Source organism: Mesorhizobium captivum (assembly GCF_033977165.1).
Taxonomy (GTDB): Bacteria; Pseudomonadota; Alphaproteobacteria; order Rhizobiales; family Rhizobiaceae; genus Mesorhizobium; species Mesorhizobium captivum.
Genome location: NZ_JAVIJB010000033.1, coordinates 1 through 25,611, shown reverse-complemented (window position 1 = coordinate 25,611; position 25,611 = coordinate 1). Strand labels below are relative to the sequence as shown.

Genomic DNA, 25,611 nt, shown 5'->3' with positions numbered 1-25,611 from the left:
AATTATTCCAAACTATCGGCCCGGGAAGGGCTTGGAGATACCCATGTTCATCCAGACCGAATCGACGCCGAACCCGGCGACGTTGAAGTTCCTGCCCGGCAAGGAAGTGCTCGTGCAAGGCACCGCCGATTTCCGCGACGCCGAAACGGCAGCCGAGGCCTCGCCGCTGGCCGGCCGGCTGTTCGAGATTCCTGGCGTCACCGGCGTCTTCTTCGGCTACGACTTCATCACCGTGACCAAGGACGGTCCCGACTGGCAGCACCTGAAGCCGGCGATCCTCGGCGCCATCATGGAGCATTTCATGTCGGGCGCCCCTGTCATGGCGTCGGCGGCTCCTTCGAGCGAGGCCGGCCAGACGGGCGAGTTCTACGACAAGGCCGACGAGGAGCTGGTGCTGACCATCAAGGAGCTGCTCGACACAAGGGTGCGCCCGGCGGTCGCGCAGGATGGCGGCGACATCACCTTCCGCGGCTTCGAGAACGGCACCGTGTTCCTGCACATGAAGGGCGCCTGCGCCGGCTGCCCGTCATCGACGGCGACGCTGAAGCACGGCATCCAGAACCTGCTTCGTCATTTCGTGCCGGAAGTGCAACAGGTCGAGCAAGTCGCCTGATCAAGCAAGAAACGCACAAACAAAAAACCGGGCCCCAACAGCCCGGTTTTCTGTCTGTGGACGTCTTGTTGTTGCCTAGACGGTCCGCGCACGAAAGCTTTTGCCTTCGGCCCTCGTGATCACAACACGATGACCTTGGCGCCGACCGAAGTGCGGTCGTAGAGATCAATAATGTCCTGGTTCATCAGGCGGATGCAGCCCGACGACATCGCCTTGCCGATCGAGAACCATTCCGGGCTGCCATGCAGGCGGTAGCCCATGTCGCCGCCCTTGTTGAACAGATACATGGCGCGCGCGCCGAGTGGGTTCTTCAGGCCCGGTTCCATGCCGCCTGCGAATTTGGCCAGTTCGGGCTGGCGCTTGATCATCGGCGCCGGCGGCGTCCAGGTCGGCCATTCGCGCTTCAGCGCGATATGGGCGGAGCCGTGCCATTCGAACCCCTCGCGGCCGACGCCAATGCCGTAGCGCATCGCCATGCCGTCGCCCTCGACGAAGTAGAGGAACTTGTTCTGGGTGTCGACGATGATGGTGCCCGGCTTCTCCGAAGTATCGTACCGCACTTCCTGCCGGTGGTAGCGCGCCGGAACCTTCTCGATCGGGATGCGCGGCAGCTGATAGCCGGCATCGGTCATCGCGCCATAGTTGTTGTTGAACAATTGCCCGCCGATGGTGCTGCAGCCGCTGACCGCGGTCGAGAGCGCAAGAGCAGCGACGATTGCAAAAGACTTCAAGCGCATGAATAGGTCCGACGCCCCGCCTAAATATCAGCGGCACGAGTCGGCCGCTTTGTCGCCATCATTCATGCTGGCATTTCTTTTGCTTGCCAAGCGCGCACTGCCTATATGCAAGACCTTCCCTGCCGGTAAGTGCCGAACTGCGGCATTTCGGCAACAGGGCTCACAGGATTGTGAAGCAAAATCAATGGGGCGGCTGGAAGTGCTGCCGGAGACCAAGGAGAGCGCCATGAATGTCGGTGATGCCGCCGAGCGTTCCGGCCTGCCGGCCAAGACCATCCGCTACTATGAGGAGATCGGCCTGATCCGGCCGGCGCGGGCCGACAACGGCTACCGCGACTATTCCGGCGACGACGTCCACCGGCTGGCCTTCCTGCGCCGTGCGCGCAACCTCGGCTTTTCAATCGACGATTGCAGGCAGCTGATGGCGCTCTATCAGGACCGTGACCGCGCCAGCCACGACGTGCGCGAAATCGCCAGCGCCCATGTCAGGGCGATCGAGGAAAAGGTGCGCGAATTGCAGTCGATGCGCGCGACGCTGCAGAAGCTGATCCACGCCTGCCACGGCGATGACAGGCCGGAGTGTCCGATACTGGACGATATGGCTGGGGTTGCCTGATGGCATCGTGCCGGATCTGGACAAGCGTCCGATCCTCATCTTAGCTCACGAGCCAGCAACACTTTAGCGGCAAGGAGCGCTTCACCGTGAAGGGATACTGGCTCATCATCGGCACCGAGATTTCGGATCAGGAAGCGCAAGCCGAGTACGCCAGGCTGTGGAAGCCCATCGGCGAGAAGTATCAGGCGCGCAGCAATCCATGAAAGAACCGCCTTTGCTGGTAGAGGCGCGATGCCGGCCGCGTGATGGTCGTCGAATTCCCGTCATTGGAAATGGCCAAAGCCTGCTATGACGACCCGGCTTACGAAGAAGCCCGGAGGTTTGCGCTACAGGCGTCAAACCGCGTCCTTCTCATCTTCGAAGGGGACCTCGGGGAGCCGGCGTGAGGCTCTACAATCGGGCGCGTAACCCGCTTCACAAAACCGGTTGGCCTTCGGCCGACGGGCATGGACACCTTGCTGATTTCGTCCAGTGGTTTGGGGTTGGTCGCGCTAGCGCTTGGGCGATCCCTTGTGGAGATGCCAGAGCGGCAGCGCTATCAGAGCGCCTGCAATGCTTAACAGAAGAAGCCAGTAAAGGAAGGGGTCGTCGCTACGGTCCAGCACCTGAAAGCCGCCGCCGTGCTTGGGAATTGTGGCTTGCCCGGCCCATAGCCAAAAGCAAACGAAAGCGCTGCCCACGAGCATTTGCGCGACAAAAATGCCCTTGATGATTGGCGAGTACTGATTGTTGTCGGCCATGGCTGCCCCCTGAATTCGCGATAGGCAGCATGGCTTGGTTTGTCAAATATACAATCGCCCGCTTTAGACGGGTTCAAACCGTGAACAAAATCTGGCATGGTGGCTGCCATGCCTATCGTTTCCCCGATTCCCCTCAACCCGCTGATCGACGGCCGCCAGTCGGAGCGCGCCATGCTGGTGCGGCGCGGCGTGCAGCGCTTGCTCACCGAAATGGGGGCGCATGTGCTGCCTGAGCTGTCCCTGGCCACCGGCCGGCGCGCCGATCTCGTGGCGCTGACCCGGCAGGGCGACATCTGGATCATCGAGATCAAATCCTCGATCGAGGATTTTCGCGTCGATCGCAAATGGCCGGACTACCGGCTGCATTCCGACCGCTTTTTCTTCGCCACGCATCCCGGCGTGCCGCAGCAGATTTTTCCCGAGGAGTGCGGTTTCATCCTCTCCGACGGCTATGGCGCCGAGATCCTGCGCGAGGCGCCCGAGCACCGCATGGCCGCCGCGACGCGCAAGGCGCTGATGCTCAGAATCGCCCGCGCCGGCGCAGCCAGGCTGCTGGCGGCGGAGCTTGCCGGCGTGGCGGTGCCGGCGCTGGATGGCGAGAGCGAGTAATCCTCGACGGATCGGGTGCGGCGGCTTCGCAGGACTTGGGTTCCTCGCCCCACGGAGTGGGGAGAGGTGGCCCGGCGAAGCCGGGTCGGAGAGGGGCCTGCGCGGCGTTTGGGAATCAAGCTGCCTCTATGGTTCCGTATCGCACAGGCTTTGCGCCCCTTCTTGTATCGGCTTTGGCGTCGCGGAGGTCGTCCCCCGCTCCGTCCCGGCTTCGCCGGGCCACCTCTCCCCCGCTTTCGCGGGGGCGAGGAAATGAGCGTCGAGGCCCGGCCCCTATTCCACGTCCTCCTCCGCCCCACCCGCCGCCGGCGCCGTGAGCAGCACGGCGGCGCCGAGCAGCGCCGCGACCAGCGAGCCGGTGAGGATGCCGACCTTCACCGCGTCCTGAAGCGCCGCGTCGTTGGCGAAGGCGAGCAGGCCGATGAACAGGCTCATGGTGAAGCCGATGCCGCAGAGTAGCGAGATTCCCAGCATATGCAGCCAGCCGGCATTGACCGGCAGGTCGGCGAGGCCAAGCCGGATGGCGATGGCCGAGGAGCCGAACACGCCGACCAGCTTGCCGAGCACAAGGCCCGCCGCAACACCCAGTGTCAGCGGCTCGACCAAGGCGGCAAAGCTCAGGCCGCCGAGCGAGACGCCGGCATTGGCGAAACCGAAGATCGGGATGACGATTAAAGGCACGAGCTTGTGCAGGCCGTGTTCCAGCCGGTGCAGCGGCGAATGCTCCAGATCGTGGCCGATGCCGGGAGAACGCTCGAGCGGGATGGTGAGCGCGAGCGCCACGCCGGCGAGCGTGGCGTGCACGCCCGATTTCAGCACCAGCACCCACAGCACCGCGCCGATCAGGAGATAGGGCACGAGGCTCATCACCCGCATACGGTTGAGCACGATCAGTACGACGATGGCCGCGAAGGCCGCCGCCAGATAGGCGAGCGACAGGCCGCCGGTATAGAACAACGCGATGATGATGACGGCGCCGAGATCGTCGATGATGGCCAAAGCGGTGAGGAACACCTTCAGCGAGGCCGGCACGCGGCTGCCGAGCAGCGAGAGCACGCCCAGCGCGAAGGCGATGTCGGTAGCGGTCGGGATCGCCCAGCCGGAGAGTGCCGCCTGATTGTCGCGGTTGATCAAGACATAGACCAGCGCCGGAACCACCATGCCGCCGGCGGCGGCGATGCCCGGCAGCACGCGGCGCGGCCAGGTGGAAAGCTGGCCGTCCAGCATCTCACGCTTGATCTCCAGGCCGACCAGCAGGAAGAACACCGCCATCAGCCCGTCATTGATCCAGTGCGAGACGCTGAGCGGCCCAAGATAGGCGTGAAGGACGGCGAAATAGGTTTCGGCGAGCGGCGAGTTGGCAACGATCAGCGCCAACGCCGCTGCCGCCATCAGGATGATGCCGCCGGCCGCCTCGCCGTCGAGGAATTCGCGAAGGATCGATTTCGGCCGCTCGTCTCGCATGGACCCTCCCTGACCCAGCCTGTTGGCCGGAAACCTATAGTCCAATGATGCGCAGCGTCAGTGGCGATGCAAGGCTTACGAGTTACACGGCGGCGCATGCTTCGAAAATTAGCTGAAACGCCGCCCCTTCGTCATCCACGGGCGAAGCAAGGAGCGAAGCGACGCGGCGCAGACCCGAGGATCCATTCCGTTACATCGGAACGGTGCCAACGGTGCAGAATTCTGCTCCACTGCGTTCTTCGGCCGGGGTCACGGAATGGATCCTAGGGTCTTCGCGACGGAGCTTCGCTCCTGCTTCGCCCTAGGATGACGACGCTGGTTCACCGCGGCGCCCGCTTTGCGAGTATCCGCTGCAGAGTGCGGCGATGCATGTTGAGCCGGCGCGCGGTCTCGGAAACGTTGCGGTCGCACATTTCGTAGACGCGCTGGATATGCTCCCAGCGCACGCGGTCGGCCGACATCGGATTTTCGGGCGGCGCCGCGCGCTCGCCCGCGGTGCGGGTGAGCGCCGCAAAGACGTCGTCGGCATCGGCCGGCTTCGACAGATAGTCGAGGGCGCCGAGCTTCACCGCCGTCACCGCGGTGGCGATGTTGCCGTAGCCGGTCAGGATGATGGTGCGGGAATCGTCGCGCTTCTCGCGGATGGCGGCGACCACGTCGAGGCCGTTGCCGTCGCCCAGCCGCATGTCGACAACCGCATAGGCCGGCGGATGGGCGCGCGCCTTGGCGACTGCCTCTTCCACGCTCTCCGCCGTCTCGACCGCGAAGCCCCTGGTTTCCATGGCCCGCGCCAGCCGGGTGAGGAACGGCTTGTCGTCATCGACGATCAGCAGCGAGGTGTCCTCGCCTTCAACCATTGCGCCAGTGGTTTCGTCCGCGCTCATTTCGTCAGCATCCTACCGACTTAAAGCGCGCCGCGCCGAAACAGATTGTAGCGAACGCTCTTCAAGTTCTTGTTTCCCGGCATGTCGTTATCCCAAAACCGCTGCACGGTTTTGGGCGACATGCCTTACTTTTACGCAGATACAATTCTGCAACAGCAATGTCCAATTTTTACAGCCGGCAACAGAGCTGCCATGCAGCAGACGCAAGGCTCAGGCATTGTCGAACATGGTTCCGGACAGCTGCTGGGGGTTGAGAAAGACGCCGCGCGGCCAGGTGATCTGCACCACCGCGCCCTCGCCGATCCCGCTCGAATTGCGGAAGTCGAGCGTCGCGCCGGAGCGCTCCAGCAAGGTCTTGGCGATGAAAAGCCCGAGGCCGAGGCCGCCGCCGGCCTCGGTCCCCTGGCGTGTCGACATATACGGCTCGCCGATGCGGTCGATGATCTCCGGCGGAAAGCCCGGTCCGTCGTCGATGATGGAGAAGGAGACCTCCTCGCTATTCCAGTTCCAGCTGACGGTGACGGTCTTCCTGGCAAAGTCGACGGCGTTCTCGACCAGATTGCCGAGCCCGTAGATGACGCCGGGACTGCGCTGCCCGACCGGCTCCGGGCCGGTGCGCTCGCCGGGACGCAGCCGGATCGAGATGCCGAAATCGCGGTGCGGCGCCGTCACCTCCTCGACCAGCGAGGTCAGAGGCAGCCGTGAAAGATGCGCCTCGCCTTCCGTGGACAGGCTGGTCAGCCGCTTCAGGATCTCGCGGCAACGCTCGCTCTGCGAGCGCAGCAGCTTCACGTCCTCTGCGAATTTCGGATCCTCGCCGAGCGCCTTTTCCATTTCCTTGGCGACGACGGTGATGGTGGCCAAAGGCGTGCCGAGCTCATGCGCGGCGGCTGCCGCGAGGCCGTCCAGCGCTGAAAGATGCTGCTCGCGCTGCAGCACCAGCTCGGTGGCGGCGAGCGCGTTGGCAAGCAGGCGCGCCTCGGCCGCGACGCGGAACGCATAGATGGCGGTGAAGGCGATCGAGGCGAACACCGCCATCCACATGCCGGCGACATAGATGAACGGCATCGGCAGCGGCGCGCCCTCGTACCAGGGTAGCGGCAAATGGAAGAACACCAGCAGCGTGGCCGCCACGATGACCAGCGCGCCCAGCACGGCCGTCATGCGCAGCGGCAGCGACGCGGCGGAGATGACGACCGGGACGGAGAGCAGCACCGAGAACGGATTGGTCAGCCCGCCGGTCATATAGAGCAGGCCGGCGAGCTGCAGGCTGTCGAAGGTAAGGATCACGAAGGCCGAGAGCGGGGTCAGCCGGTGCGCGGCGGGATAGCGGAAGGTCAGCCAGAGGTTCATCCAGGCCGAGCAGGCGATGAGCGCGAAGCACATCGAGACCGGCAGCGGGAATTTCAGCCCATAGGCGACGACGAGCACCGCGATGCTCTGGCCGACGATGGCCAGCCAGCGCAGGCGGATCAGCGTGTTGAGCCGCAGCCGCTGGCTCTGCTGGGTATCGGGCGCGCGCAGAATGTTGATCATCGCCAAGGATTACAGCCGCAGGAGGGAGAGCGCTAGGTATCGCTCCGGATTGACGGGTCCGAAGCCCGTTGGCGGCGGGGATCTAACGTTAGCTTCGATGCGCTATCGTCAACATTCGGGATTGGTTGGTGCGTCCCAACTTCGTCATCCCAGGGCGGAGCAGGAGCGAAGCTCCGTCGCGGAGACCCTGGGATCCATTCCGTTACCTTGGCCGTGAAGTGCGGCGAAGCAGAGTTCTGCATCGTAGCAACGCTTTGAAGTCACGGAATGGATCCTCGGGTCTGCGCTGCGTCGCTTCGCTCCTTGCTCCGCCCGTGGATGACGAGGCGATCCGCGTTTACGCCAATCGTCAACGTATGCGGTCCGCCAACGCAAGCGGCCCGTCAAAGCTCCTGCCCAAGCCTACGTCCCGCGCGGCTTGGCGCGGCTGGTGGCGGCGGCAAGGAGCGGGTTTTCCGGCCAGACATGTTTTGGATAGCGGCCGCGCATGTCGGTGCGCACTTCCGCCCAGGAGCCGCGCCAGAAGCCCGGCAGGTCGCGCGTCGTCTGGATCGGGCGATGCGCCGGCGACAACAGCTCGAGCGTCAGCGGCACCATGCCGTTGGCGATCGCCGGATGGCGGTCGAGGCCGAACAGCTCCTGCACGCGGATCGCAAGCACCGGCCATTCGCCGTCATAGCGGATCGGCACATGGCTGCCCGAGGGCGCATCGAAATGGGTCGGCGCCAGCGCGTCGACCTTGCGCTGCAGGTCGTGTGGAACCAACGACATCAGCCCGGCCGCGAGCGCGGCCGGCTTGATCGCCGCGAATGAAGCATCGCCGGCAAGAAAGGGCAGCAGCCAGTCTTCGAGGCGGTCGAGAAGCGCCTGGTCCGAGACATCGGGCCAGGGGGCGCCGAGGCCGCGATTGAGCCAGCCAAGTCGCTGGCGGAGCGTCTCGGCCTCCTTGCCCCAGTCGAGCAGCGCCAGGCCGTGCTCGCGCAAGGCATCCAGAATGGCCCGATCCGCGTCGGCGCCCGACGGCGCCGGCAGCATGCGCTCGGCGAGCGTGATGGCGCCGAGCCGCGCGGACTCGCGCACGCGCACGGCGCGCCGCTCGCGGTCGAAGCTTATTTCGCGCCGTGTTTCGATCCGGTCGGCGAGCGCCGCGCGGATATCGGCCTCGTCGACGGGCGCGGCGGCGGTGATGCGGGCGTTCTGCGCCTTGCCTTGAAGGTCGGCGACGACCAGCCAGGTTTCGCCGGCCAGGGGATCGGCGGCGTCGACCATCGCGCCCGACCCGTTGGCGAGCACGAAGCGGCCGCGCTCGCCGCGAGCCCTGGCGACACGATCCGGCCAGGCATGGATGAGGAGCGCGCCAGCGCCTTTACCCTCCCCCTTGAGGGGAGGGTCGAGCCGCGCAGCGGTTCGGGGTGGGGTCGGTTCGGGCACGCGACCGGCGACCCCGCCGCGGCTCTCGCGCTGAACGTCGCCCTGCGCGATCGCCGACCCTCCCCTCAAGGGGGAGGGTTTGGCCAGGCGCTCGGCAAGCTGCCGGGCGGCATTGGCGCGCGGCGATCTCTCGGCGCCAAAGCGCATCAGCCGCCGTTCCAGATCGGCGCTGTCGCCGCCCAGCCCACGCTCGGTGAGCAGTACGGCCAGCGTCGCCGCTTCGAGCGCCTGGCCGCTCTTCACCGCCTCCGCCACCATATGTGCGAGCCGCACCGGCAGCGCCAATTTGCGCATCGCCGCGCCCGCTTCGGTCAGCCGGCCGGCATCGTCGAGGGCGTGCAACGCCTTGAGCAGCACCCTCGCCTCGTTGAGCGCCGGCCCCGGCGGCGGATCGAGGAAGGAGAGGCTCGTCGGATCGGCGACGCCGAAAGCGGCGCAGTCGAGCAGCAGGCCGGAAAGGTCGGCCTCGAGGATTTCCGGCGGCGTGAAGGCGGGAAGCGCCGCCGTCTGCTCGGCGCGCCACAGCCGAATGGAAACGCCGGGTTGCGTGCGCCCGGCGCGGCCGGCGCGCTGGTCGGCGGAGGCTTTACTGACGCGCACCGTCTCAAGCCGGGTCAGGCCGCTTGCCGGCTCGTAGCGCGGCAGCCGCGACAGGCCGGAATCGATGACGACGCGCACGCCGTCGATGGTGATCGAGGTTTCCGCGATCGAGGTCGCCAGCACCACCTTGCGGCGGCCGGGGGGCGCCGGCCTGATGGCCGCGTCCTGGGTCCTGTTGTCGAGCTGACCGTAGAGCGGAACAATGTCGGTATCGGCGCCGAGATTGCCAAGAAGCCGCTCCGCCGTGCGCTCGATCTCGCGCTGGCCAGGCAGGAAAGCGAGCACGCTGCCCTGCTCGGTGGCTAAAGCCGCGCGGATCGCCTTGGCCATCGCGTCCTCGATCGCCACACCGGCCGGCCGCTCGTTATAGCGGATGTCGACCAGATAGGAGCGGCCCTCGCTTTCGATCACCGGCGCGCCCGACAACAATTCCGCAACGCGCGCGCCGTCGAGCGTCGCCGACATGACCAGCAGACGCAGGTCCGGCCGCAATGCCCCCTGCACGTCGAGCGCCAGCGCGAGGCCGAAATCGCCGTCGAGCGAACGTTCATGGAATTCGTCGAAGATCACGGCCGAGACACCCGGCAGCTCGGGATCGTCGAGGATCATGCGCGCGAGCACGCCTTCGGTGACGACAAGGATTTTTGTCCGCGCCGAGGTGCGGTTCTCCATGCGCATGGCGTAGCCGACGATGCCGCCGGGTTCCTCGCCGAGCAGCTCTGCCATGCGGCGGGCGGCGGCGCGGGCGGCGAGCCGGCGCGGCTCGAGCAGCACGATCCGGCCCGCGCCCAGCCATGGCGCGTCGAGCAGCGCCAACGGCACCAGCGTGGTCTTGCCGGCGCCGGGCGGCGCCACCAGCACGGCGCCGTTGCGCTCGGCGAGTGCCTGCCCGAGCGCCGGCAGCACGGCGGTAACCGGAAGCTCCGGCAGAAATCCTGTCTTCATGGCGTCCGCATATCAGCGGCCAAGGTCAGCGCGCAACCGCTCAGCAAATCAGAGCCTTGTCCTCGTAAACGGGTTCCAGCGCACCGTGCCAAGCCGCACTTCCTCACGCACCATGGTGAGCAGTCCGGAAGCGCCGACGACGGCCAGGCCCACCATCGTCAGCATGTCCGGATATTCGTTGAAAAAGAACGCGCCCAGCACCACGGCCCAGACGATCTGCGAATAATGCGTCGGCGCGATCCGGTTGGCCGGCGCATATTTGACGGCAAGCAGTTGCAGCAATTGTCCACCTGCGGTGAAGATGCCGGCCAGCATCAGCCAAATCAGTTGCCCGGCACTGGGGAGCGAGAACGACGTCGCGGCCGTGCCGACCCCGTTGAACAGCAGGCCATAGCCGACCAGCGCGCCGAGGATCGTCGTGCGCCTTTCCTGCTGGGCGAGCGAGCGCATCAGGATGACGCTAGTGGCGGCGAGGAAGGCATTGGCGAAGGCGGCAAGATGGCCGAGATGCAATTCGCGAAAGCCTGGCCGCACCACCAGCATGACGCCGGCAAAGCCGGCGACGACGGCAAGCCACCGCCAAGGCCCAACGCTCTCTTTCAGGATGACGGTCGACAGGATGGTCACCAGCAAAGGCGCCAGGAAGATCAGCGCATAGACTTCAGCCAGCGGGATGGTGGTGAAGGCATAGACGCTGAGCACGCCCGACGCGATGCCCGCCCAGGCGCGCGCCTGCACCGCCCACGGCCGTTTGGTGCGCCAGAAGTCGCGCCAGCGCTCATCGGCCGGACGGGTGAAGAACAGGAAACAGCCGGCAAATAAAGTTACGAAGAAGCCGATCTCGAAGACCGTGAACTGCCCGCCCAGGCTCTTGATGACGGCATCGCTGCATGAATAGCTTGCATAGGCGATCAGGGCGAGCAGGATTCCGTTCGGCACGTTTCCATTCCGGGAGAAGAGAAGTGAAGATACTGGCGCTGGGGGCTCATCCCGACGATATCGAGATATTCATGTTCGGTACGCTGGCCGCCTATGCGGCGCTAGGCGCAGAGCTCACTTTTGCGATAGCCACGGACGGCGCCAAGGGCGGCAAGGGCGATCCGGCGGCGCTTGCCAAGGCGCGGCGCAAAGAGGCGACCGTTGCGGCCGGCCTGCTCGATGTCACGCCGCGCTTCCTCGACTTCCCCGACGGGGCGCTGGTTGCGGACGCCGCGCTCATCGGCGCGCTGAAAGCGTTGGTCGGCGAGGTGAAGCCCGATCTCGCGATCACCCATGCGCCGAACGATTATCACGGCGACCACCGCGCGCTGTCGGATGGCGTGCGCATCGCGGCATCCTTCGCGGTGCCGGTGCTGCATGCCGACACGCTCGGCGGCACGGGCTTTTCGCCGACGCATTATGTCGAGATCTCGCGTCACTGGGACATCAAGGCGAAAGCGATCCGCGCGCACCGTTCGCAGGATCCCGAGCGCTTCGTCGACGGCGCGCGCACGCAAAACGAATTTCGCGCCGGCCAGTGCAATGGCGCGCCCGGCGCGCTGGCCGAGGCCTTCCGCTTCGAGCCCGTCTTTCACTTCGCCGACATCTGCGAATTGCTGCCGCCGGCGCCGGCTATCCGGCCGGTCATGGTGAGCACGAAGATCGTCAGGCAAGCCGGCTGACAAGCGACCGGCCGGATCGGCCGGCGACTATTTTTCAACGATTTCAACTGCCCGTTTCGCCATGCTGCGGCGCAGCAACGAATTCGCTTGCGTTGTTTAGTAAAAAGAGCATCACTAAACAAATTACTAAACATCGGCGGCGCATCGCGCGTCATGTTCAGGCCCTCGGAGGAGCGAGGGTCGAGGGGCTTTTGAAACCGTCATCCGGACGTGTTTCGCAAATGGGAGGTAAGGCATGAAATCGACCTGGAAACTGGCGTTGGGACTGGCCTCGGCGATCACCGCGTCGACCGCCGTCTCGAACGTCGCGCATGCGGAAGACCTGACGCTTTGCTGGGCGGCCTGGGATCCGGCCAACGCGCTCGTGGAACTGTCCAAGGATTTTACCAAGGAAACCGGCATCGGCATGAAGTTCGAGTTCGTGCCGTGGACCAACTATGCCGACCGCTTCCTCAACGAGCTCAACTCGCACGGCAAGCTCTGCGACCTGATCATCGGCGACAGCCAGTGGATCGGCGGTGCCGCCGAGAACGGCCACTACGTCAAGCTGAACGACTTCTTCGACAAGGAGAAGATCAGCATGGACGACTTCGTGCCGGCGACCGTCGTCGGTTATTCGGAATGGCCGAAGAACACGCCGAACTACTGGGCGCTGCCGGCCATGGGCGACGTCGTCGGCTGGACCTATCGCAAGGACTGGTTCTCGCGGCCGGAGCTGCAAAAGGAGTTCAAGGAAAAATATGGCTGGGATCTCGCCCCGCCGACCACCTTCGACCAGCTGAAGCAGATCGCCGAATTCTTCCAGAAGCGGCAGATCGACGGCAAGACCGTCTACGGCGCCTCGATCTACACCGAGCGCGGCTCGGAAGGCATCACCATGGGTGCCATGGACGTGCTCTACAGCTACGGCTTCCAGTACGAGAATCCGAAGAAGCCCTACGAGATGGAAGGCTTCGTCAATTCCGAGAAGTCGGTAAAGGGGCTGGAATTCTACAAGGCGCTCTATGATTGCTGCACGCCGCCCGGGGCCTCCAATAGCTACATGGGCGAAGGAGTCGACGCCTTCAAATCCGGACAGGTGGCGATGCACATGAACTTCGCCTTCACCTGGCCCGGCCTGCAGAAGGACGAGAATGTCGGCGGCGACAAAATCGGCTACTTCGTCAATCCGAAAGGGCCCGACGGCGACCAGTTCGCGCAGCTCGGCGGCCAGGGCATTTCGGTGGTTTCCTACTCCGACAAGCAGGAATCGGCGCTGAAATACATCAAGTGGTTCGCCAACAAGGACGTGCAGGCCAAATGGTGGTCGCTCGGCGGCTACTCCTGCCTCAACTCGGTCGTGAAGGATCCGAAGTTCCCGTCCAGCCAGCCCTATGCGCAGGCCTTCCTCGACTCGATGGCCATCGTGAAGGACTTCTGGGCGGAGCCGAGCTACGCGCCGCTGCTGCAGGCCTCGCAGAAGCGCTTCCATGACTATGTCGTCGCCGGCCAGGGCTCGGCCAAGGACGCGCTGGACGGCCTCGTCAAGGACTGGACGCAAGTGTTCCAGGACGACGGCAAGATGTGAGCGGCTCCTCCCGAGCGCGACCACGCGTCCCGTGCCGCCCTTGGCACGGGACGCAGTTCAGATAAATTCCATCGCCGAGACTGACCAGTGACCGATGCAGGACTAACCATGCTCAATCGGACCGCGGACAATGTTGCCCGGGCGACACCGGAGCCGTTGGCCAAGAAGATCCGAGGCATCAGCGACAAGGGCCTCGCCTGGCTGTTCATTTCGCCGACGATCCTTCTGCTTTTGGCAGTCAACATCTTCCCGCTGTTCTGGGCGATCTATCTCTCCTTCACCAATTACCGCGCCAACCGTCCCAACGAGGTGGTGAAGAATCTCGGCCTCGCCAACTACCGGCGCATCCTGGGCGACCAGGACATCTGGATCGCCATGCAGACGACGGCGCATTTCGTCTTCTGGACGATCCTTCTGCAGACGGTGATCGGCTTCACGCTGGCCTGGTTGATCGACAGAAAATTCCGCGGCCACGCCTTCTGGACGACGATCATCCTGGTACCGATGATGCTGTCGCCGGCGGTGGTCGGCAATTTCTGGCGCTTCCTTTACGAGCCGCAGATCGGGCTGTTCGCCTATGCGGTCTCCTTCCTCACCGGCATCCCGCCGACGAATGTGCAGATGCTGTCCAATGTCGAGCTGGCGCCATGGGCGATCATCATCGTCGACACCTGGATGTGGACGCCTTACGTGATGCTGATCTGCCTCGCCGGCCTGCGCTCCATCCCCGAATACATCTATGAAGCGGCCGAGGTCGACCGCGCCTCCAACTGGCGGCAGTTCTGGTCGATCACGCTGCCGATGGCGCTGCCCTTCATCATGCTGGCGGTGCTGTTCCGCGGCATCGAGAACTTCAAGATGTTCGACATGGTCAATCTCTTGACCGGCGGCGGGCCCGGCTCGACCACCGAGGTCGCCTCGATCACGCTGAAGCGGCAGGCCTTCGAAAGCTGGCGCACCGGCTATTCCTCGGCCTTCGCCATCATCCTCTTCGTCGCGGTGTTCGGTCTCGCCAACATCTACGTCAAGGCGCTCAACAAGGTGAAGCAGAGATGAGCCTGACCACCGCCCATTCCGTCGTCGCACCTTCGGCGAACTCGAAACGGATCGCCGGCGCGCTCGTCGTCGGCTACGCGCTGATCTCGATCGTGCCGCTGCTCTGGATATTCGCCACCAGCTTCAAGACGCCGCCGGATTCGATCGCCTATCCGCCGAAGATCGTGTTCCAGCCGAGCATCGAGGGCTACTGCAACCTGTTCACGACAAGAACCCGCCAGACGCCGGAATACATCAACTCGCTCGGGCCGGCGACCGGCTTCTGCGACGAGACGGTGCGCAAGCGCAACATGGTGATCGCCGGGCCGTCGAACTTCCTGCCGCGCTTCGTCAACTCGCTGATCATCGCCTTCGGCTCGACCTTCTGCGCTGTGTTCCTCGGCACGCTATCGGCCTATGGCTTCTCGCGCTTCAAGGTGCCTTTGGCCGACGATCTTCTGTTCTTCATCCTGTCGACGCGCATGATGCCGCCGATCGCGGTGGCGATCCCGATCTACCTGATGTACCGCGAGATCGGCCTCTCCGACACCGCGCTCGGCATGATCCTGCTCTATACCGCGGTCAACGTCTCGCTCGCGGTGTGGCTGCTCAAGGGCTTCATCGACGAGATCCCGCGCGAATATGAAGAGGCGGCGATGATCGACGGCTATACGCGGCTGCAGGCCTTCTGGCGCACCGTGCTGCCGCAAGCGACGACCGGTATTGCGGCAACCGCCATCTTCTGCCTGATCTTTGCCTGGAACGAATATGCGTTCGCGGCACTCTTGACCTCCGGCACGGCGCAGACCGCGCCGCCATTCATCCCGACCATCATCGGCGAAGGCGGCCAGGACTGGCCGGCGGTGGCCGCGGGCACGACGATCTTCCTGGTGCCGATCCTGGTGTTCACCATCCTGCTCCGCAAGCAATTGCTGCGCGGCATCACCTTCGGCGCGGTGCGCAAATGATGAATTCTCAGCAAGTATGGAACCGACGCTGCGGCAGCGTCCCTTCTCCCCGTTTATGGGGAGAAGATGCCGGCAGGCAGATGAGGGGCAGCTCCAACGTTTGCGTTAGTCTGGCGCGTTTGCGCCGACCCTCATCCGACCCTTCGGGCCACCTTCTCCCCGTGAACGGGGAGAAGGAAGGGGGCGCGGCATGAACCGTCCCATAGTCTCCAAGCGCTCTTCTTGGCCTCGTTGGGCAAGGCGCGGCCTTGTGGAAAACATCGCCACCGCGATCATCGCCATCGGCTTCCTGATGCTGTTCCAGCCTTTCGCCTTGTCGCTCTACAGCTATTCCTTCGTCACCATGCTCGCCGGCACGGCCATGTTCATCATCGTCTCGAAATTCCCGGAATAGACATGGCCGAGATCCGTGTTCAGAACCTCAGAAAAGCCTTCGGCGAGTTCGTCGCCGTGCAGGATTCCAATTTCGTCGTCGAGGACGGCGAGTTCTTCGTCATGCTGGGGCCGTCGGGCTGCGGCAAGACGACGACGCTCAGAATGATCGCCGGCCTCGAACTGCCGACCGGCGGCAAGATCCTGCTCGGCGGCGAGGACGTCACCATGCGCCGCGCCCGCGAGCGCGACATCGCCTTCGTCTTCCAGCTGTTCGCGCTCTATCCGCACATGAATGTGCGCAAGAACATCGGCTTCCCGCTGCTGGCGCAAGGCATGGCGTCGGCCGAGATCCGCGAGCGGGTCGAAGAGACCGCGAGGCTGCTGCGCATCGACCATTTGCTCGACAAATCGGTTTCCGGCCTTGCCGGCGGCGACCGCCAGCGCGTCGCGCTCGGCCGCGCCATCGTGCGGCGGCCGAAATGTTTTCTCATGGACGAGCCGCTCGGCACTTTGGACACTGAGTTCCGCGACCTCATGGTCCATGAGCTGCGCGAACTGCACAACCGCATCCACGCCACCACCGTCTATGTCACGCACGACCAGATGGAAGCGATGTCGATGGCCGACAAAATAGCGGTGATGAACCACGGCGTCATCGAGCAGTTCGGAAGCCCGCGCGAAATCTACGACCGGCCGGCGACGATGTTCGTCGCCGACTTCATCGGTTCGCCGCCGATGAATTTCCTGCGCTTCGGCGGCGGGCTCGCCAGGGGCGCGAAGGAGATCGTCGTGCAGGGCGCCAAGGTCGCGGTGCCGGAGGTGCGCGAGGACGTGGCACCCGCCGACATGGCGCTCGGCATCCGGCCCGAGCACATCCGCTTCGACGACGCCTCGAAGCTGCGCGGCGCGATCTACGGCACCGAATATCTCGGCACCACGCAGATCGTCGCGGTGGAGACGGCGGACGGCATCATCAAGGCCCGCGTGCCGGCCGGCATCCATCTAAATCCCGGCGAGCAGGTCGGGCTGGCGTTGAGCAGCGCGCGGCTGTCGCTGTTCGAGAAAGGCACTGGACGCGCGGTGAAAACCGCCATGCACGATCAGGCCGCGGAGGCGCGCCATGGCTGACGTCCATATTCAAGGCGTGACCAAAAGCTTCGGCGAGACCGTCGCGGTCAGCAATCTCGACCTGCAGATCAAGGACGGCGAATTCGTCGTGCTGCTCGGCCCGACCGGCGCCGGCAAGACGACGACTCTGCGGCTGATCGCCGGGCTGGAGCGGCCGGACAGCGGCGCGATCCGCATCGGCGGCCGCGACGCGACGACGCTGTCGCCGGCCGAGCGCGACACCGCCTTCGTCTTCCAGCAATATTCGCTCTACCCGCATCTCTCGGTCTTCGACAATCTCGCCTTTCCGCTGCGTTCGCCGGCGCGGCGCTTCCCCGAAGAGGCGATCCGCCGCCGCGTTGAGGAAGTGGCGCGCATGGTGCGCATCGACCACAAGCTCGGCAATCGATCGACCAAGCTGTCGGGCGGCGAGATGCAGCGCGTCGCCATCGGCCGCGCTTTGGTGCGGAAACCCGCGATCTACCTGATGGACGAGCCGCTGTCCTCGCTCGACGCCAAGCTGCGCGCCGACCTCAGGCTGGAGCTGAAGCGCATCCAGTCCGAGCTCGGCGCCACCATGCTCTATGTCACGCATGACCAGATCGAGGCGATGACCATGGCCGACCGCATCGGCATCCTCTCCGATGGCGTGCTGGTGCAGATCGGCACGCCACGCGCCATCTATTCTGAGCCGGCAAACCTTCATGTCGCGGCCCGCCTCGGCCAGCCGGCTATCAACCTTTTGCCGGCCGGGCTGCTGCCCGACGGCGGTGCGCCGACCGGCACGACGACGATCGGCGCGCGCACCGAGCATCTGTCGATCGAGAAGGCGGCGAATGGTCATGCTGATGGTGTCGTCGACTGGGTCGAGCATCTCGGCGACCAGAACCATCTGCATGTGACGGTCGGAACAAAGAAGCTGGTAACACTCACCGATCCCGACACGCCGCTCGAAAAGGGGGACAGGGTGACCATCCGCTACCGCTCGCCGCTTTATTTTGGCTTGGACGGGCAACGACTGATGTAGCCGGCTCGCACTCTCGCATCCGCCACATTCCGATTGACGACCGCATATACGGACTGGACGAAATCCATGAAGCACTTTTTCAACCGCAAAGAGACGATCGTCACCGAAGCGCTCGACGGCTTTCTTGCGACCGCAGGCGCAGGCACGTTGGCGCGCCTCGACGGCTATCCCGAAGTCAAGGTCGTGCTGCGCGCCGACTGGGACAAGACGAAGGTCAGCGTCGTTTCGGGCGGCGGCGCTGGGCACGAGCCCTCGCATGCCGGCTTCGTCGGCGCCGGCATGCTGACGGCCGCCGTCTCGGGCGAGATCTTCGCTTCGCCCAGCGTCGAGGCGGTGCTGCAGGCGATCCGCGCGACGACGGGGCCGGCCGGTTGCCTGCTGATCGTCAAGAACTATACCGGCGACCGGCTCAATTTCGGGCTGGCCGCAGAAAAAGCGCGCGCCGAAGGTTTTGCGGTCGAGATGGTGATCGTCGGCGACGACATCGCACTGCCCGACATCGCGCAGCCGCGCGGCGTCGCCGGCACACTGTTCGTGCACAAGATCGCCGGGCATCTGTCTGAAACCGGGCATGACCTGGCGTCGGTCGCCGCGGCGGCCCGCGCGGCGGCGAGAGACACTGTTTCGCTGGGCATCTCGCTCTCCTCCTGCTCGATCCCGGGACAGACGCATGAAGACCGCTTCGGCGCCGACGACGGCGAGCTCGGCCTCGGCATCCATGGCGAACCAGGCGTCGAACGCATCGCCCTGCAGAGCGCCAGCAAGCTGGTCGCGATCATGGCCGAGCGCCTCGCCGCGCGGCTCGACGCCGGCAGCCGTTACGCCTTGCTGATCAACAATCTCGGATCGGTGCCGCCGCTCGAAATGTCGCTCATCGCCAATGCGGTGCTATCCTCGCCGCTGGCCAAGTCAGTGACGATGACGATGGGTCCCGGGCATCTGATGACCGCGCTCAACATGAACGGCTTCTCGCTGTCGCTGATCAAGCTGGACGCGGAGCGCGAAGCCGCGCTGCGGGCGCCGGTCGGCCCGCATGCCTGGCTGCCGGCGAGACCGGTTAGCCCGCCGGTTGTGGTGGCAGCGGCCAAACCGGCAAGCCGCGATGCCGCCGGAGCGGCCAGCCGCGACACCGGCGCCGAGCGGCTGATCACCGCCGTCTGCGAAAAGCTGATCTCGCTAGAGGAGACGCTGAACGGCCTCGACGCGAAGGCCGGCGATGGCGACACCGGGTCGACGGTGACGACAGGCGCGCGCAGCGTGCTCGACCGTATCGGCACGCTGCCGCTTGCCGACAAGGCCGAAACGCTTGCCGCGATCGGTGAAACGCTGGGCACCTCGATGGGCGGTTCCAGCGGCGTGCTTTTGTCGATCTTCTTCACAGCATCGGCGCAGTCGCTCGGCGGCGGCGCGCCGCTCGGCAAGGCGCTGCTCGCCGGCCTCGACCGCATGACCTTTTACGGCGGCGCCAAGGTCGGCGACCGCACCATGGTCGATGCGCTGGAGCCGGCGCTGAAAGCGCTCGACGCGAACGGGCTGGAGGCAGCAGCCAAGGCCGCGCGGCATGGTGCCGAGTCTACCGCCGCGATCCAGAAGGCGAAGGCCGGCCGCTCCGCCTATATCGGCCGGCAGCTTGACATAGTTGATCCGGGCGCCTTTGCGGTGGCCGAAGCGTTCGCGGCCGTGGCGGCCATGTTCGCCCCGGCTTGAAGGACAGGCGATGGCCGCATCCGATTTCTCACGATTGATCGCGGCGGCGGCGGACACGATCGCAACGCATGCCGAGGAGCTGACCGCGCTCGACCAGGCGATCGGCGACGGCGACCATGGGCTGAATATGAAGCGCGGCTTCGAGGCGGTGCGCGCCGAAAAGGACGCAATCGCGGCAAAACCGCTGCCGGACGCGCTGAAGGCGGTCGGCACCAAGCTGGTGATGACCGTCGGCGGTGCCTCGGGCCCTCTGTTCGGCACGCTGTTCATGGCCCTCGGCAAGGAACTGCCCCAAGCGCCGGACCGAGGCGCGCTGACGGCGGCGCTCAGCAAGGCGATCGAGGCGGTTTCGGCGCGCGGCAAATCGCAGCCCGGGCAAAAAACCATGCTCGACGTGCTGCAACCGGTGTATGAGGCGCTTGCGCAAGGCAAGACGGCTGACGAAATCGCCGACGCCGCCGATCACGCGGCTGAGGCTACCGTGCCGATGAAGGCCCTGCGCGGGCGCGCCTCCTTCCTGGGAGAGCGCTCGATCGGGCATATGGACGCCGGGGCGCGCTCGACCGCGTTGCTGGTGCGCGCAGTCGCTGAAGCGATCGAGGGTTCTTGATGAGCAATGTCGGCATCGTCATCGTATCGCATTCGCCGCTGGTCGCCGAAGGCACGGCCGACATGGTGCGCCAGATGGTCGGCGACGAAGTGCCGCTTGCGTGGTGCGGCGGAAACGGCCATGGCGGGCTCGGAACCAGCGTCGAGGCGATCATGGGCGCGATCGACAAGGCCTGGTCGGAAGCGGGCGTCGCCATCCTGGTCGATCTCGGCGGCGCCGAGACCAACAGCGAGATGGCGGTCGAGATGATCGGCGAGCCGCGCTCCCACAGAATAGTCGTCTGCAACGCGCCGATCGTCGAGGGCGCGGTGATGGCGGCGACGGAAGCCTCCGGCGGCGCCTCGCTGAAGGAAGTGGTGGCGACGGCGCATGAATTGTCGCCGTCGTGAGTGAACGGGAACCGACTGAATGTCCGCATCCGCCGAAGCCACGGTTCTGATCACCCACGAGGTGGGCCTGCACGCGCGCCCTTCGGTGAAGTTCACCAAGCTCGCCAAATCGTTCGCGGCCGAGGTGGAAGTGGCCGTCGCCGCCAACGGCCCCTGGTTCGACGCCAAGAGCATCGTCAAGGTGATGGCGGCCAAGGCGCCGAAGGGAACGGTGCTGCACATAAGGGCGCGAGGTGACGGCGCTGAGCAAGCGGTCGGCGCGCTGGTCGACCTGGTGCAGCGCGACTTCGACGAGGACAGGGACCATGCCCGGTCCGCTTGAGACCGACGAATATGGCCTCGAACCCGCAAGGAATGCGGGCCATGCGGATTGAGGGTATTCCCGCCTCGGCCGGCTATGCCGAAGGTCCGCTGTTCGACCTCGACCAGTCCCCGGCTGCCTATAGAGGCAAGGCGAGCGCGGCCGAGGAAAAAGCGGCGCTGAAGGCGGCGATCGGCAAGGCGGTGAGCCGGCTGACCACGCTGATCGAAGCCGCCGATGGCGACGCCGCCGGCATACTCGAATTCCACATCGCCATGCTGGAGGACGACGCGCTGAGCGGTCCAGCCCTCGCGGCGATCAGCTCCGGGCAGCCGGCCGATGCTGCCTGGCGGCAGGCGCTGGACGCCGAAATCGCCGGCTATGAGGCGTCCGACCAGGACTATTTCCGCGCGCGCGCCGCCGACCTGCGCGACATCCGCGACCAGGTGCTGCGGGCGCTGAGCGACGACAGCGAGGCCGCTGCGCCTTTGGGCGCCATCCTCCATGGCGTGGACATCGCGCCGACGCGCTTCCTCGAAACCGATTGGAGCAGAGGCGGCGGCATCGCGCTCAAGGGCGGCAGCACGGCCAGCCATGTCGCCATGCTGGCGCGCTCGCGCGGCGTGCCGATGGTGGTGGGGCTTGGCGCTTTTGCGGATAAACCCACGGGGAACGCACTGCTCGACGCCGAGCATGGCGCCATCGTGGTTTCGCCCTCGCCGGCGGAGATCGAGGCCTTCCGGCAGTCGTCCTCCTCCTTCGCGGCGCGCCAGGGCAAGGCGCTGACTTTTCTCACCCAGCCGGCGGTGACCAAAGCCGGCACCCCCGTGCGGGTGCAAGTGAACATTGCCTATCCTTCCGATGTCGACGGCATCGACATCGATACCTGCGACGGTGTCGGCCTGATGCGGACGGAGTTCCTGTTCGGCAGGACGCTGCCGGACGAGGAAACGCAGTACCAGGCCTATCGCAAGGTGCTGGAGTGGGCCGGAGAAAAACCGGTGACCATCCGCACCGTCGATGCCGGCGGCGACAAGCCGGTTCCTGGCTTCACCGTCGAGGAAACCAACCCGTTTCTCGGCCTGCGCGGCATCAGGCTGTCGCTCGCGCGGCGCGAGATATTCCGGGTGCAAATCCGGGCATTGCTGCGCGCCGCCATACACGGCAATCTGAAGGTGATGTTTCCGATGATCGCCACGGCCGAGGAGTATGCCCAAGCCGCAGCGCTGTTCGCCGAAGAGCAGGCCGCTCTCGCGACGCGCGGTGTTACGCACAAGCTGCCGCCACTCGGCATCATGGTCGAGGTGCCGGCTGTCGCCATCGCGCCGGAAGCCTTCGCCAATGTCGCCTTCTTCTCGGTCGGCTCCAACGACCTGACGCAATATGTGATGGCGGCGGCACGCGACAATGCCGCCGTCGGGTATCTGAATTCGGTCCGCCACCCGGCCGTCCTGCGACTGATCGCTTCGGTCGCCACTTTCGGACGGAAGAAAGGGATTCCGGTCAGCCTTTGCGGCGATGCCGGCGGCGATCCGGCCGCCATTCCGGCGCTGCTCGAGGCCGGCCTGCGCGATCTTTCGGTCGCGCCGGCGCAACTTGCAATGGCCAAGGCGGCCATCGCGGACGTCTCGGTATAAGCGCGGCATGCCCAAGGCAGCCAAGATACAGGAAGCCGGCTCGGAAGATGCGATCCGCGCCTACAAGACGATCCTGTCGCAGGTCATCGACCAGCGGCCTTCGGGCATGCGCCAGCGGCTTGCCGATGCGCTCGGCAAGCACCGCAGCTTCGTCACGCAGATCTCAAGCCCGGCCTATTCGATCCCGATTCCGTCGAAGCATTTGCCGTCCATCTTTTCCGTCTGCCATTTCAGCCCGGCCGAGCGCGACCAGTTCCTCGCCGCCTATCACCAGGCGCATCCGGGCAAGCTGCCGGCGGCTTCGGGTCCGCGCAAGACGCGCCATGTCTCGCTCATCGTGCCGGATTTCGGCGACGACAAGCAAAACGCCGCGCTCGACCGGGCGATCAACGAATTCATCCAGAAGATCACCAGTATCGCCGGCAAGGGCAGCGGCTAAGCGACTCAATCGGGAGGACTGCCATGAAGAAATTCTTGAATTCGGTGGACACGGTTCTGACCGAAAGCCTCGACGGCTTCGTCGCCGCGCATTCCGACATCCTCGCGCTCGGCGAGGAGCACAAATTCGTCCGCCGCAAGGAGCTCAAGCCGGGCAAGGTTGCGCTGATCTCGGGCGGCGGCTCCGGCCACGAGCCGCTGCATGGCGGGCTGGTCGGCCACGGCATGCTGGACGCCGCCTGCCCCGGCCAGGTCTTCACCTCGCCGACGCCCGACCAGATGCTGGCGGCGGTGCAGGCCGTCGACACCGGCGCCGGCTGCCTGTTCATCGTCAAGAACTACGAAGGCGACGTGATGAATTTCGACATGGCCGCCGAGATGTCGGAAGGCGTCCAGCAGGTGGTGACCAATGACGACGTCGCAGTCGAGAACTCGTCCTACACCACGGGCCGGCGCGGTGTTGCCGGCACGCTGGTGGTGGAGAAGATCGTCGGCGCCGCGGCCGAGCAAGGCATGGCGCTGCCCGAGCTCAAGGCGCTCGGCGATCGCGTCAACGGCGCGACGCGCTCGATGGGCGTGGCGCTGACAAGCTGCACGGTGCCTGCGGCAGGCAGGCCGACTTTCGAAATCGGCGACAACGAGATGGAGTTCGGCGTCGGCATCCATGGCGAGCCCGGCCGACGGCGCGATTCACTGAGGAGCGCCGACGCCATCGCCGGGGAGATCTGCGCGGCGATCCTCGGCGATCTTGGCGGACGGGCAAAGGGGCCGGCGCTGCTGTTCGTCAACGGCTTCGGCGGCACGCCGTCGATGGAGCTTTATTTGATGTACAACAGCGCCCGCAAAATCTTCGAGAGGAGCAGCGTGAGGGTGACCCGCTCTCTGGTCGGCTCCTATGTGACGTCGCTCGACATGGCCGGCTGCTCGATCACGCTGACCATGCTCGACGATGAAATGACGGCGCTATGGGATGCGCCGGTTCACACGGCGGCGCTGCGCTGGGGTATGTAGCGGCTTCAGCCAGACCGAAGCCGCGTAATGTTAAACCGCCTTCGACGGCGCACCGGCCACGACGCTGGACAGCTTCCCAGCCTTGCGCAGGACAGGCGCCTCGTACTTCTTCCTGGTCATTTCATCACCCTCCGAATCCAGGTCAAGAATGAAGGAAAACCCCTCGCAAAGTCAATTCGCGGCCGGTTCCGCCGGCTTACGCCACTTTCCACGATGCTTTTTCCGCAGACATATTCGCAGTATTGTCTGTTAGAGCAATTCCAGGAAAAGTGTGTAACGGTTTTCCGTCTGGAATTGCGTAAAAACAAAGAGATAGAGCGGTTCAGCGTTTCGGTGAAACGGTGAACCGCTCTAGTGCCCACGCTTCGACCGGGTTCATGCTGCCACCTCTTTCGCCTGCCGATGAAAAGCTGTTGTTATCCTTTGCCGACCCCCAGGCTCGGGTAACCTGGGCGCTGTCGGCCGGGCCCCTTATGGCGCTTCTTGCCAATGCCGAGTTCCACGGCGTGCTGCCGATCATGTTGCGCAAACTTCGGGAAATCGGCGACGCCAAGCTGCCGGAAGATCCCGCCTTGCAGCAGAGGCTCTCCGAGCTGCGCGACCAGGCGACGATCGCGACCGGGCAATCAATGCTGCTGCAATATCACGGCGACCGCATCATGAAGGCGCTGGCGGCGAAGGGCGTTCCGGCCCGCATCGTCAAGGGTCCGGTCTTCGCGCGAAAACTCTACCGCCATGCCGCCGACCGGCCGTTCACCGATATCGACATCCTGGTCGATCCAGCCAGCATCGCCGCGGCCAACGGCGTGATCGCCGCATGCGGCTTCGAGTTGGCCAGTGGCGAGGCTCAATCGCATGAGTTGCAGGAATTCAAATGGCTGGAGAAGGAGAATTCCAGCCTGCTGATCGAACTGCACGGCAATCTGGTGCACGACACCGGCATGCGGCGGCGCCTGTCTCTCGGCTTTCGTGAGCTGCAGGTCATCGACGGCGGCGAGACCGATACGCCGGCGTCGCTACTCACCATCGCCATCGTTCACGCCGCCGGCGGCCACAAATTCCACCGGCTGCAGCTCTGTGTCGACGTGCTGCAGGGGGTACGCGCGCTGCAGTCGCCAGAGGCGGAAGCGCGGCTGCTCGAGGCCGCGCGCATGACCGGCATCGAGCTCGAACTGGCGACCGTCCTCAACGTGACCGGACGCCTGTTCGACGAGCCACACGCGATCGAGCTCGCCAACCGCATCAAGCCCGATCTGTCGATACGGCTCGCCAAATGGCTGATCACCGGCAACATGCTGCTTCGCGTCAATTCCCGGGACAAGATGCGCTCGCGCCTCAGCCGCGACGCCTTCCGTTGGGTTCAGCGGCTCGCCCGGCCGAGGCCCTATCCGGCCTGAGAGCCCATTTGGAAACTCCACTCCTGCGGCCATCTGAAGGCATTTTCTGCGCTTCCGGTGCTCACGTACTCAAACGTACGCTCCGCTCCGGCCTTCGCCGGCCGAAGCCCTCATAAATGTCTCCGTCCTATGAAGGCTACGTCGGTTGTGTGCGTCAAGTTCTGCAAAAAGGGGCGGCCATGAAGCTGGTCATGCGGCTTGGCGCA

The 25,611-nt window shown here is 65.1% G+C and carries 27 protein-coding genes; 20 read left to right on the top strand and 7 right to left on the bottom strand.

What is annotated here, in order from left to right; genetic code table 11:
* Nucleotides 1–43 precede the first annotated feature (43 nt).
* Nucleotides 44–613, top strand: coding sequence for a NifU family protein (locus tag RFM40_RS24355; protein WP_059189708.1), 570 nt, complete (start codon nt 44–46; stop codon nt 611–613).
* 119 nt (nt 614–732) lie between these two features.
* On the opposite strand, the gene RFM40_RS24350 is transcribed toward RFM40_RS24355, so the two are convergent.
* Nucleotides 733–1,350: a L,D-transpeptidase gene (locus RFM40_RS24350; protein ID WP_320278397.1), complete on the bottom strand. Its 618-nt coding sequence runs from the start codon at nt 1,348–1,350 to the stop codon at nt 733–735.
* A gap of 226 nt (nt 1,351–1,576) precedes the next feature.
* On the opposite strand from RFM40_RS24350, the gene cueR reads away from it, so the two are divergent.
* The 3 genes from cueR (at nt 1,577) to RFM40_RS24340 (ending at nt 2,352) form a co-directional block, all read left to right on the top strand.
* Nucleotides 1,577–1,966 carry a Cu(I)-responsive transcriptional regulator gene (cueR, locus tag RFM40_RS24345; protein ID WP_292425038.1) on the top strand — a complete coding sequence of 130 codons (390 nt, stop codon included), beginning with the start codon at nt 1,577–1,579 and terminating at the stop codon, nt 1,964–1,966.
* A gap of 86 nt (nt 1,967–2,052) precedes the next feature.
* Nucleotides 2,053–2,169: a DUF1330 domain-containing protein gene (locus RFM40_RS33855; protein WP_488259961.1), complete on the top strand. Its 117-nt coding sequence runs from the start codon at nt 2,053–2,055 to the stop codon at nt 2,167–2,169.
* Between the two features lie 39 nt (nt 2,170–2,208).
* The gene (locus RFM40_RS24340; protein ID WP_320278396.1) at nt 2,209–2,352 is read left to right on the top strand and encodes a DUF1330 domain-containing protein; all 144 of its coding nucleotides are present in this window, start codon (nt 2,209–2,211) and stop codon (nt 2,350–2,352) included.
* Between the two features lie 105 nt (nt 2,353–2,457).
* Here RFM40_RS24340 and RFM40_RS24335 read toward each other — a convergent pair whose 3' ends face one another.
* Nucleotides 2,458–2,706, bottom strand: a complete 249-nt coding sequence (locus RFM40_RS24335) for a hypothetical protein (protein WP_320278395.1) — start codon at nt 2,704–2,706, stop codon at nt 2,458–2,460.
* Between the two features lie 108 nt (nt 2,707–2,814).
* On the opposite strand from RFM40_RS24335, the gene RFM40_RS24330 reads away from it, so the two are divergent.
* On the top strand, nt 2,815–3,315 hold the full coding sequence (locus RFM40_RS24330) for an MmcB family DNA repair protein (RefSeq protein ID WP_320278394.1): 501 nt from the start codon (nt 2,815–2,817) through the stop codon (nt 3,313–3,315).
* A 273-nt stretch (nt 3,316–3,588) separates the two neighbouring features.
* On the opposite strand, the gene nhaA is transcribed toward RFM40_RS24330, so the two are convergent.
* From nhaA to RFM40_RS24305, 5 genes are all read right to left on the bottom strand, one after another.
* Nucleotides 3,589–4,779, bottom strand: coding sequence for a Na+/H+ antiporter NhaA (nhaA, locus tag RFM40_RS24325; RefSeq protein ID WP_320278393.1), 1,191 nt, complete (start codon nt 4,777–4,779; stop codon nt 3,589–3,591).
* 320 nt (nt 4,780–5,099) lie between these two features.
* Nucleotides 5,100–5,663 (bottom strand): ActR/PrrA/RegA family redox response regulator transcription factor, encoded by a 564-nt coding sequence (locus RFM40_RS24320; protein WP_320226193.1) that lies wholly within the window; start codon nt 5,661–5,663, stop codon nt 5,100–5,102.
* A 210-nt stretch (nt 5,664–5,873) separates the two neighbouring features.
* The gene (locus RFM40_RS24315; protein ID WP_320226206.1) at nt 5,874–7,199 is read right to left on the bottom strand and encodes an ActS/PrrB/RegB family redox-sensitive histidine kinase; all 1,326 of its coding nucleotides are present in this window, start codon (nt 7,197–7,199) and stop codon (nt 5,874–5,876) included.
* Nucleotides 7,200–7,601: 402 nt separating this feature from the next.
* Nucleotides 7,602–10,175, bottom strand: coding sequence for an ATP-dependent helicase HrpB (gene hrpB / locus RFM40_RS24310; protein ID WP_320278392.1), 2,574 nt, complete (start codon nt 10,173–10,175; stop codon nt 7,602–7,604).
* A gap of 48 nt (nt 10,176–10,223) precedes the next feature.
* The gene (locus RFM40_RS24305; RefSeq protein ID WP_320218504.1) at nt 10,224–11,114 is read right to left on the bottom strand and encodes a DMT family transporter; all 891 of its coding nucleotides are present in this window, start codon (nt 11,112–11,114) and stop codon (nt 10,224–10,226) included.
* 23 nt (nt 11,115–11,137) lie between these two features.
* Between RFM40_RS24305 and RFM40_RS24300 the strand changes: the two genes are divergently transcribed.
* From RFM40_RS24300 to RFM40_RS24230, 15 genes are all read left to right on the top strand, one after another.
* Nucleotides 11,138–11,836 carry a PIG-L deacetylase family protein gene (locus RFM40_RS24300; protein ID WP_320278391.1) on the top strand — a complete coding sequence of 233 codons (699 nt, stop codon included), beginning with the start codon at nt 11,138–11,140 and terminating at the stop codon, nt 11,834–11,836.
* Nucleotides 11,837–12,071: 235 nt separating this feature from the next.
* Nucleotides 12,072–13,403 (top strand): ABC transporter substrate-binding protein, encoded by a 1,332-nt coding sequence (locus RFM40_RS24295; RefSeq protein ID WP_320218502.1) that lies wholly within the window; start codon nt 12,072–12,074, stop codon nt 13,401–13,403.
* Between the two features lie 108 nt (nt 13,404–13,511).
* A complete protein-coding gene (locus RFM40_RS24290) occupies nt 13,512–14,459 on the top strand; it encodes a carbohydrate ABC transporter permease (protein ID WP_320278390.1) in 948 nt (315 codons plus the stop codon).
* Nucleotides 14,456–15,406: a carbohydrate ABC transporter permease gene (locus tag RFM40_RS24285; RefSeq protein WP_320278389.1), complete on the top strand. Its 951-nt coding sequence runs from the start codon at nt 14,456–14,458 to the stop codon at nt 15,404–15,406. Before RFM40_RS24290 ends, RFM40_RS24285 begins: the two co-directional genes overlap by 4 nt.
* 190 nt (nt 15,407–15,596) lie before the next feature.
* Entirely contained in the window at nt 15,597–15,800 is a 204-nt protein-coding gene (locus RFM40_RS24280) for a hypothetical protein (protein ID WP_320278388.1), read from the top strand.
* A gap of 2 nt (nt 15,801–15,802) precedes the next feature.
* Entirely contained in the window at nt 15,803–16,909 is a 1,107-nt protein-coding gene (locus tag RFM40_RS24275; protein ID WP_320278387.1) for an ABC transporter ATP-binding protein, read from the top strand.
* The gene (locus RFM40_RS24270; RefSeq protein ID WP_320278386.1) at nt 16,902–17,915 is read left to right on the top strand and encodes an ABC transporter ATP-binding protein; all 1,014 of its coding nucleotides are present in this window, start codon (nt 16,902–16,904) and stop codon (nt 17,913–17,915) included. The genes RFM40_RS24275 and RFM40_RS24270 overlap by 8 nt, the downstream gene beginning before the upstream one ends.
* Nucleotides 17,916–17,981: 66 nt before the next feature.
* Nucleotides 17,982–19,622 carry a dihydroxyacetone kinase subunit DhaK gene (locus RFM40_RS24265; protein WP_320278385.1) on the top strand — a complete coding sequence of 547 codons (1,641 nt, stop codon included), beginning with the start codon at nt 17,982–17,984 and terminating at the stop codon, nt 19,620–19,622.
* A 10-nt stretch (nt 19,623–19,632) separates the two neighbouring features.
* Entirely contained in the window at nt 19,633–20,232 is a 600-nt protein-coding gene (dhaL, locus tag RFM40_RS24260; RefSeq protein ID WP_320278384.1) for a dihydroxyacetone kinase subunit DhaL, read from the top strand.
* A complete protein-coding gene (dhaM, locus tag RFM40_RS24255; protein ID WP_126056833.1) occupies nt 20,232–20,621 on the top strand; it encodes a dihydroxyacetone kinase phosphoryl donor subunit DhaM in 390 nt (129 codons plus the stop codon). The genes dhaL and dhaM overlap by 1 nt, the downstream gene beginning before the upstream one ends.
* A 19-nt stretch (nt 20,622–20,640) precedes the next feature.
* Nucleotides 20,641–20,943 carry an HPr family phosphocarrier protein gene (locus tag RFM40_RS24250; RefSeq protein WP_320218493.1) on the top strand — a complete coding sequence of 101 codons (303 nt, stop codon included), beginning with the start codon at nt 20,641–20,643 and terminating at the stop codon, nt 20,941–20,943.
* Between the two features lie 41 nt (nt 20,944–20,984).
* Nucleotides 20,985–22,559 carry a phosphoenolpyruvate--protein phosphotransferase gene (gene ptsP, locus RFM40_RS24245; RefSeq protein ID WP_320278383.1) on the top strand — a complete coding sequence of 525 codons (1,575 nt, stop codon included), beginning with the start codon at nt 20,985–20,987 and terminating at the stop codon, nt 22,557–22,559.
* Between the two features lie 7 nt (nt 22,560–22,566).
* On the top strand, nt 22,567–22,998 hold the full coding sequence (locus tag RFM40_RS24240; RefSeq protein ID WP_320278382.1) for a hypothetical protein: 432 nt from the start codon (nt 22,567–22,569) through the stop codon (nt 22,996–22,998).
* A 23-nt stretch (nt 22,999–23,021) separates the two neighbouring features.
* The gene (dhaK, locus tag RFM40_RS24235; protein WP_320278381.1) at nt 23,022–24,008 is read left to right on the top strand and encodes a dihydroxyacetone kinase subunit DhaK; all 987 of its coding nucleotides are present in this window, start codon (nt 23,022–23,024) and stop codon (nt 24,006–24,008) included.
* A 377-nt stretch (nt 24,009–24,385) separates the two neighbouring features.
* Nucleotides 24,386–25,405 (top strand): nucleotidyltransferase family protein, encoded by a 1,020-nt coding sequence (locus RFM40_RS24230; protein WP_320278380.1) that lies wholly within the window; start codon nt 24,386–24,388, stop codon nt 25,403–25,405.
* The last annotated feature ends 206 nt before the right edge of the window (nt 25,406–25,611 follow it).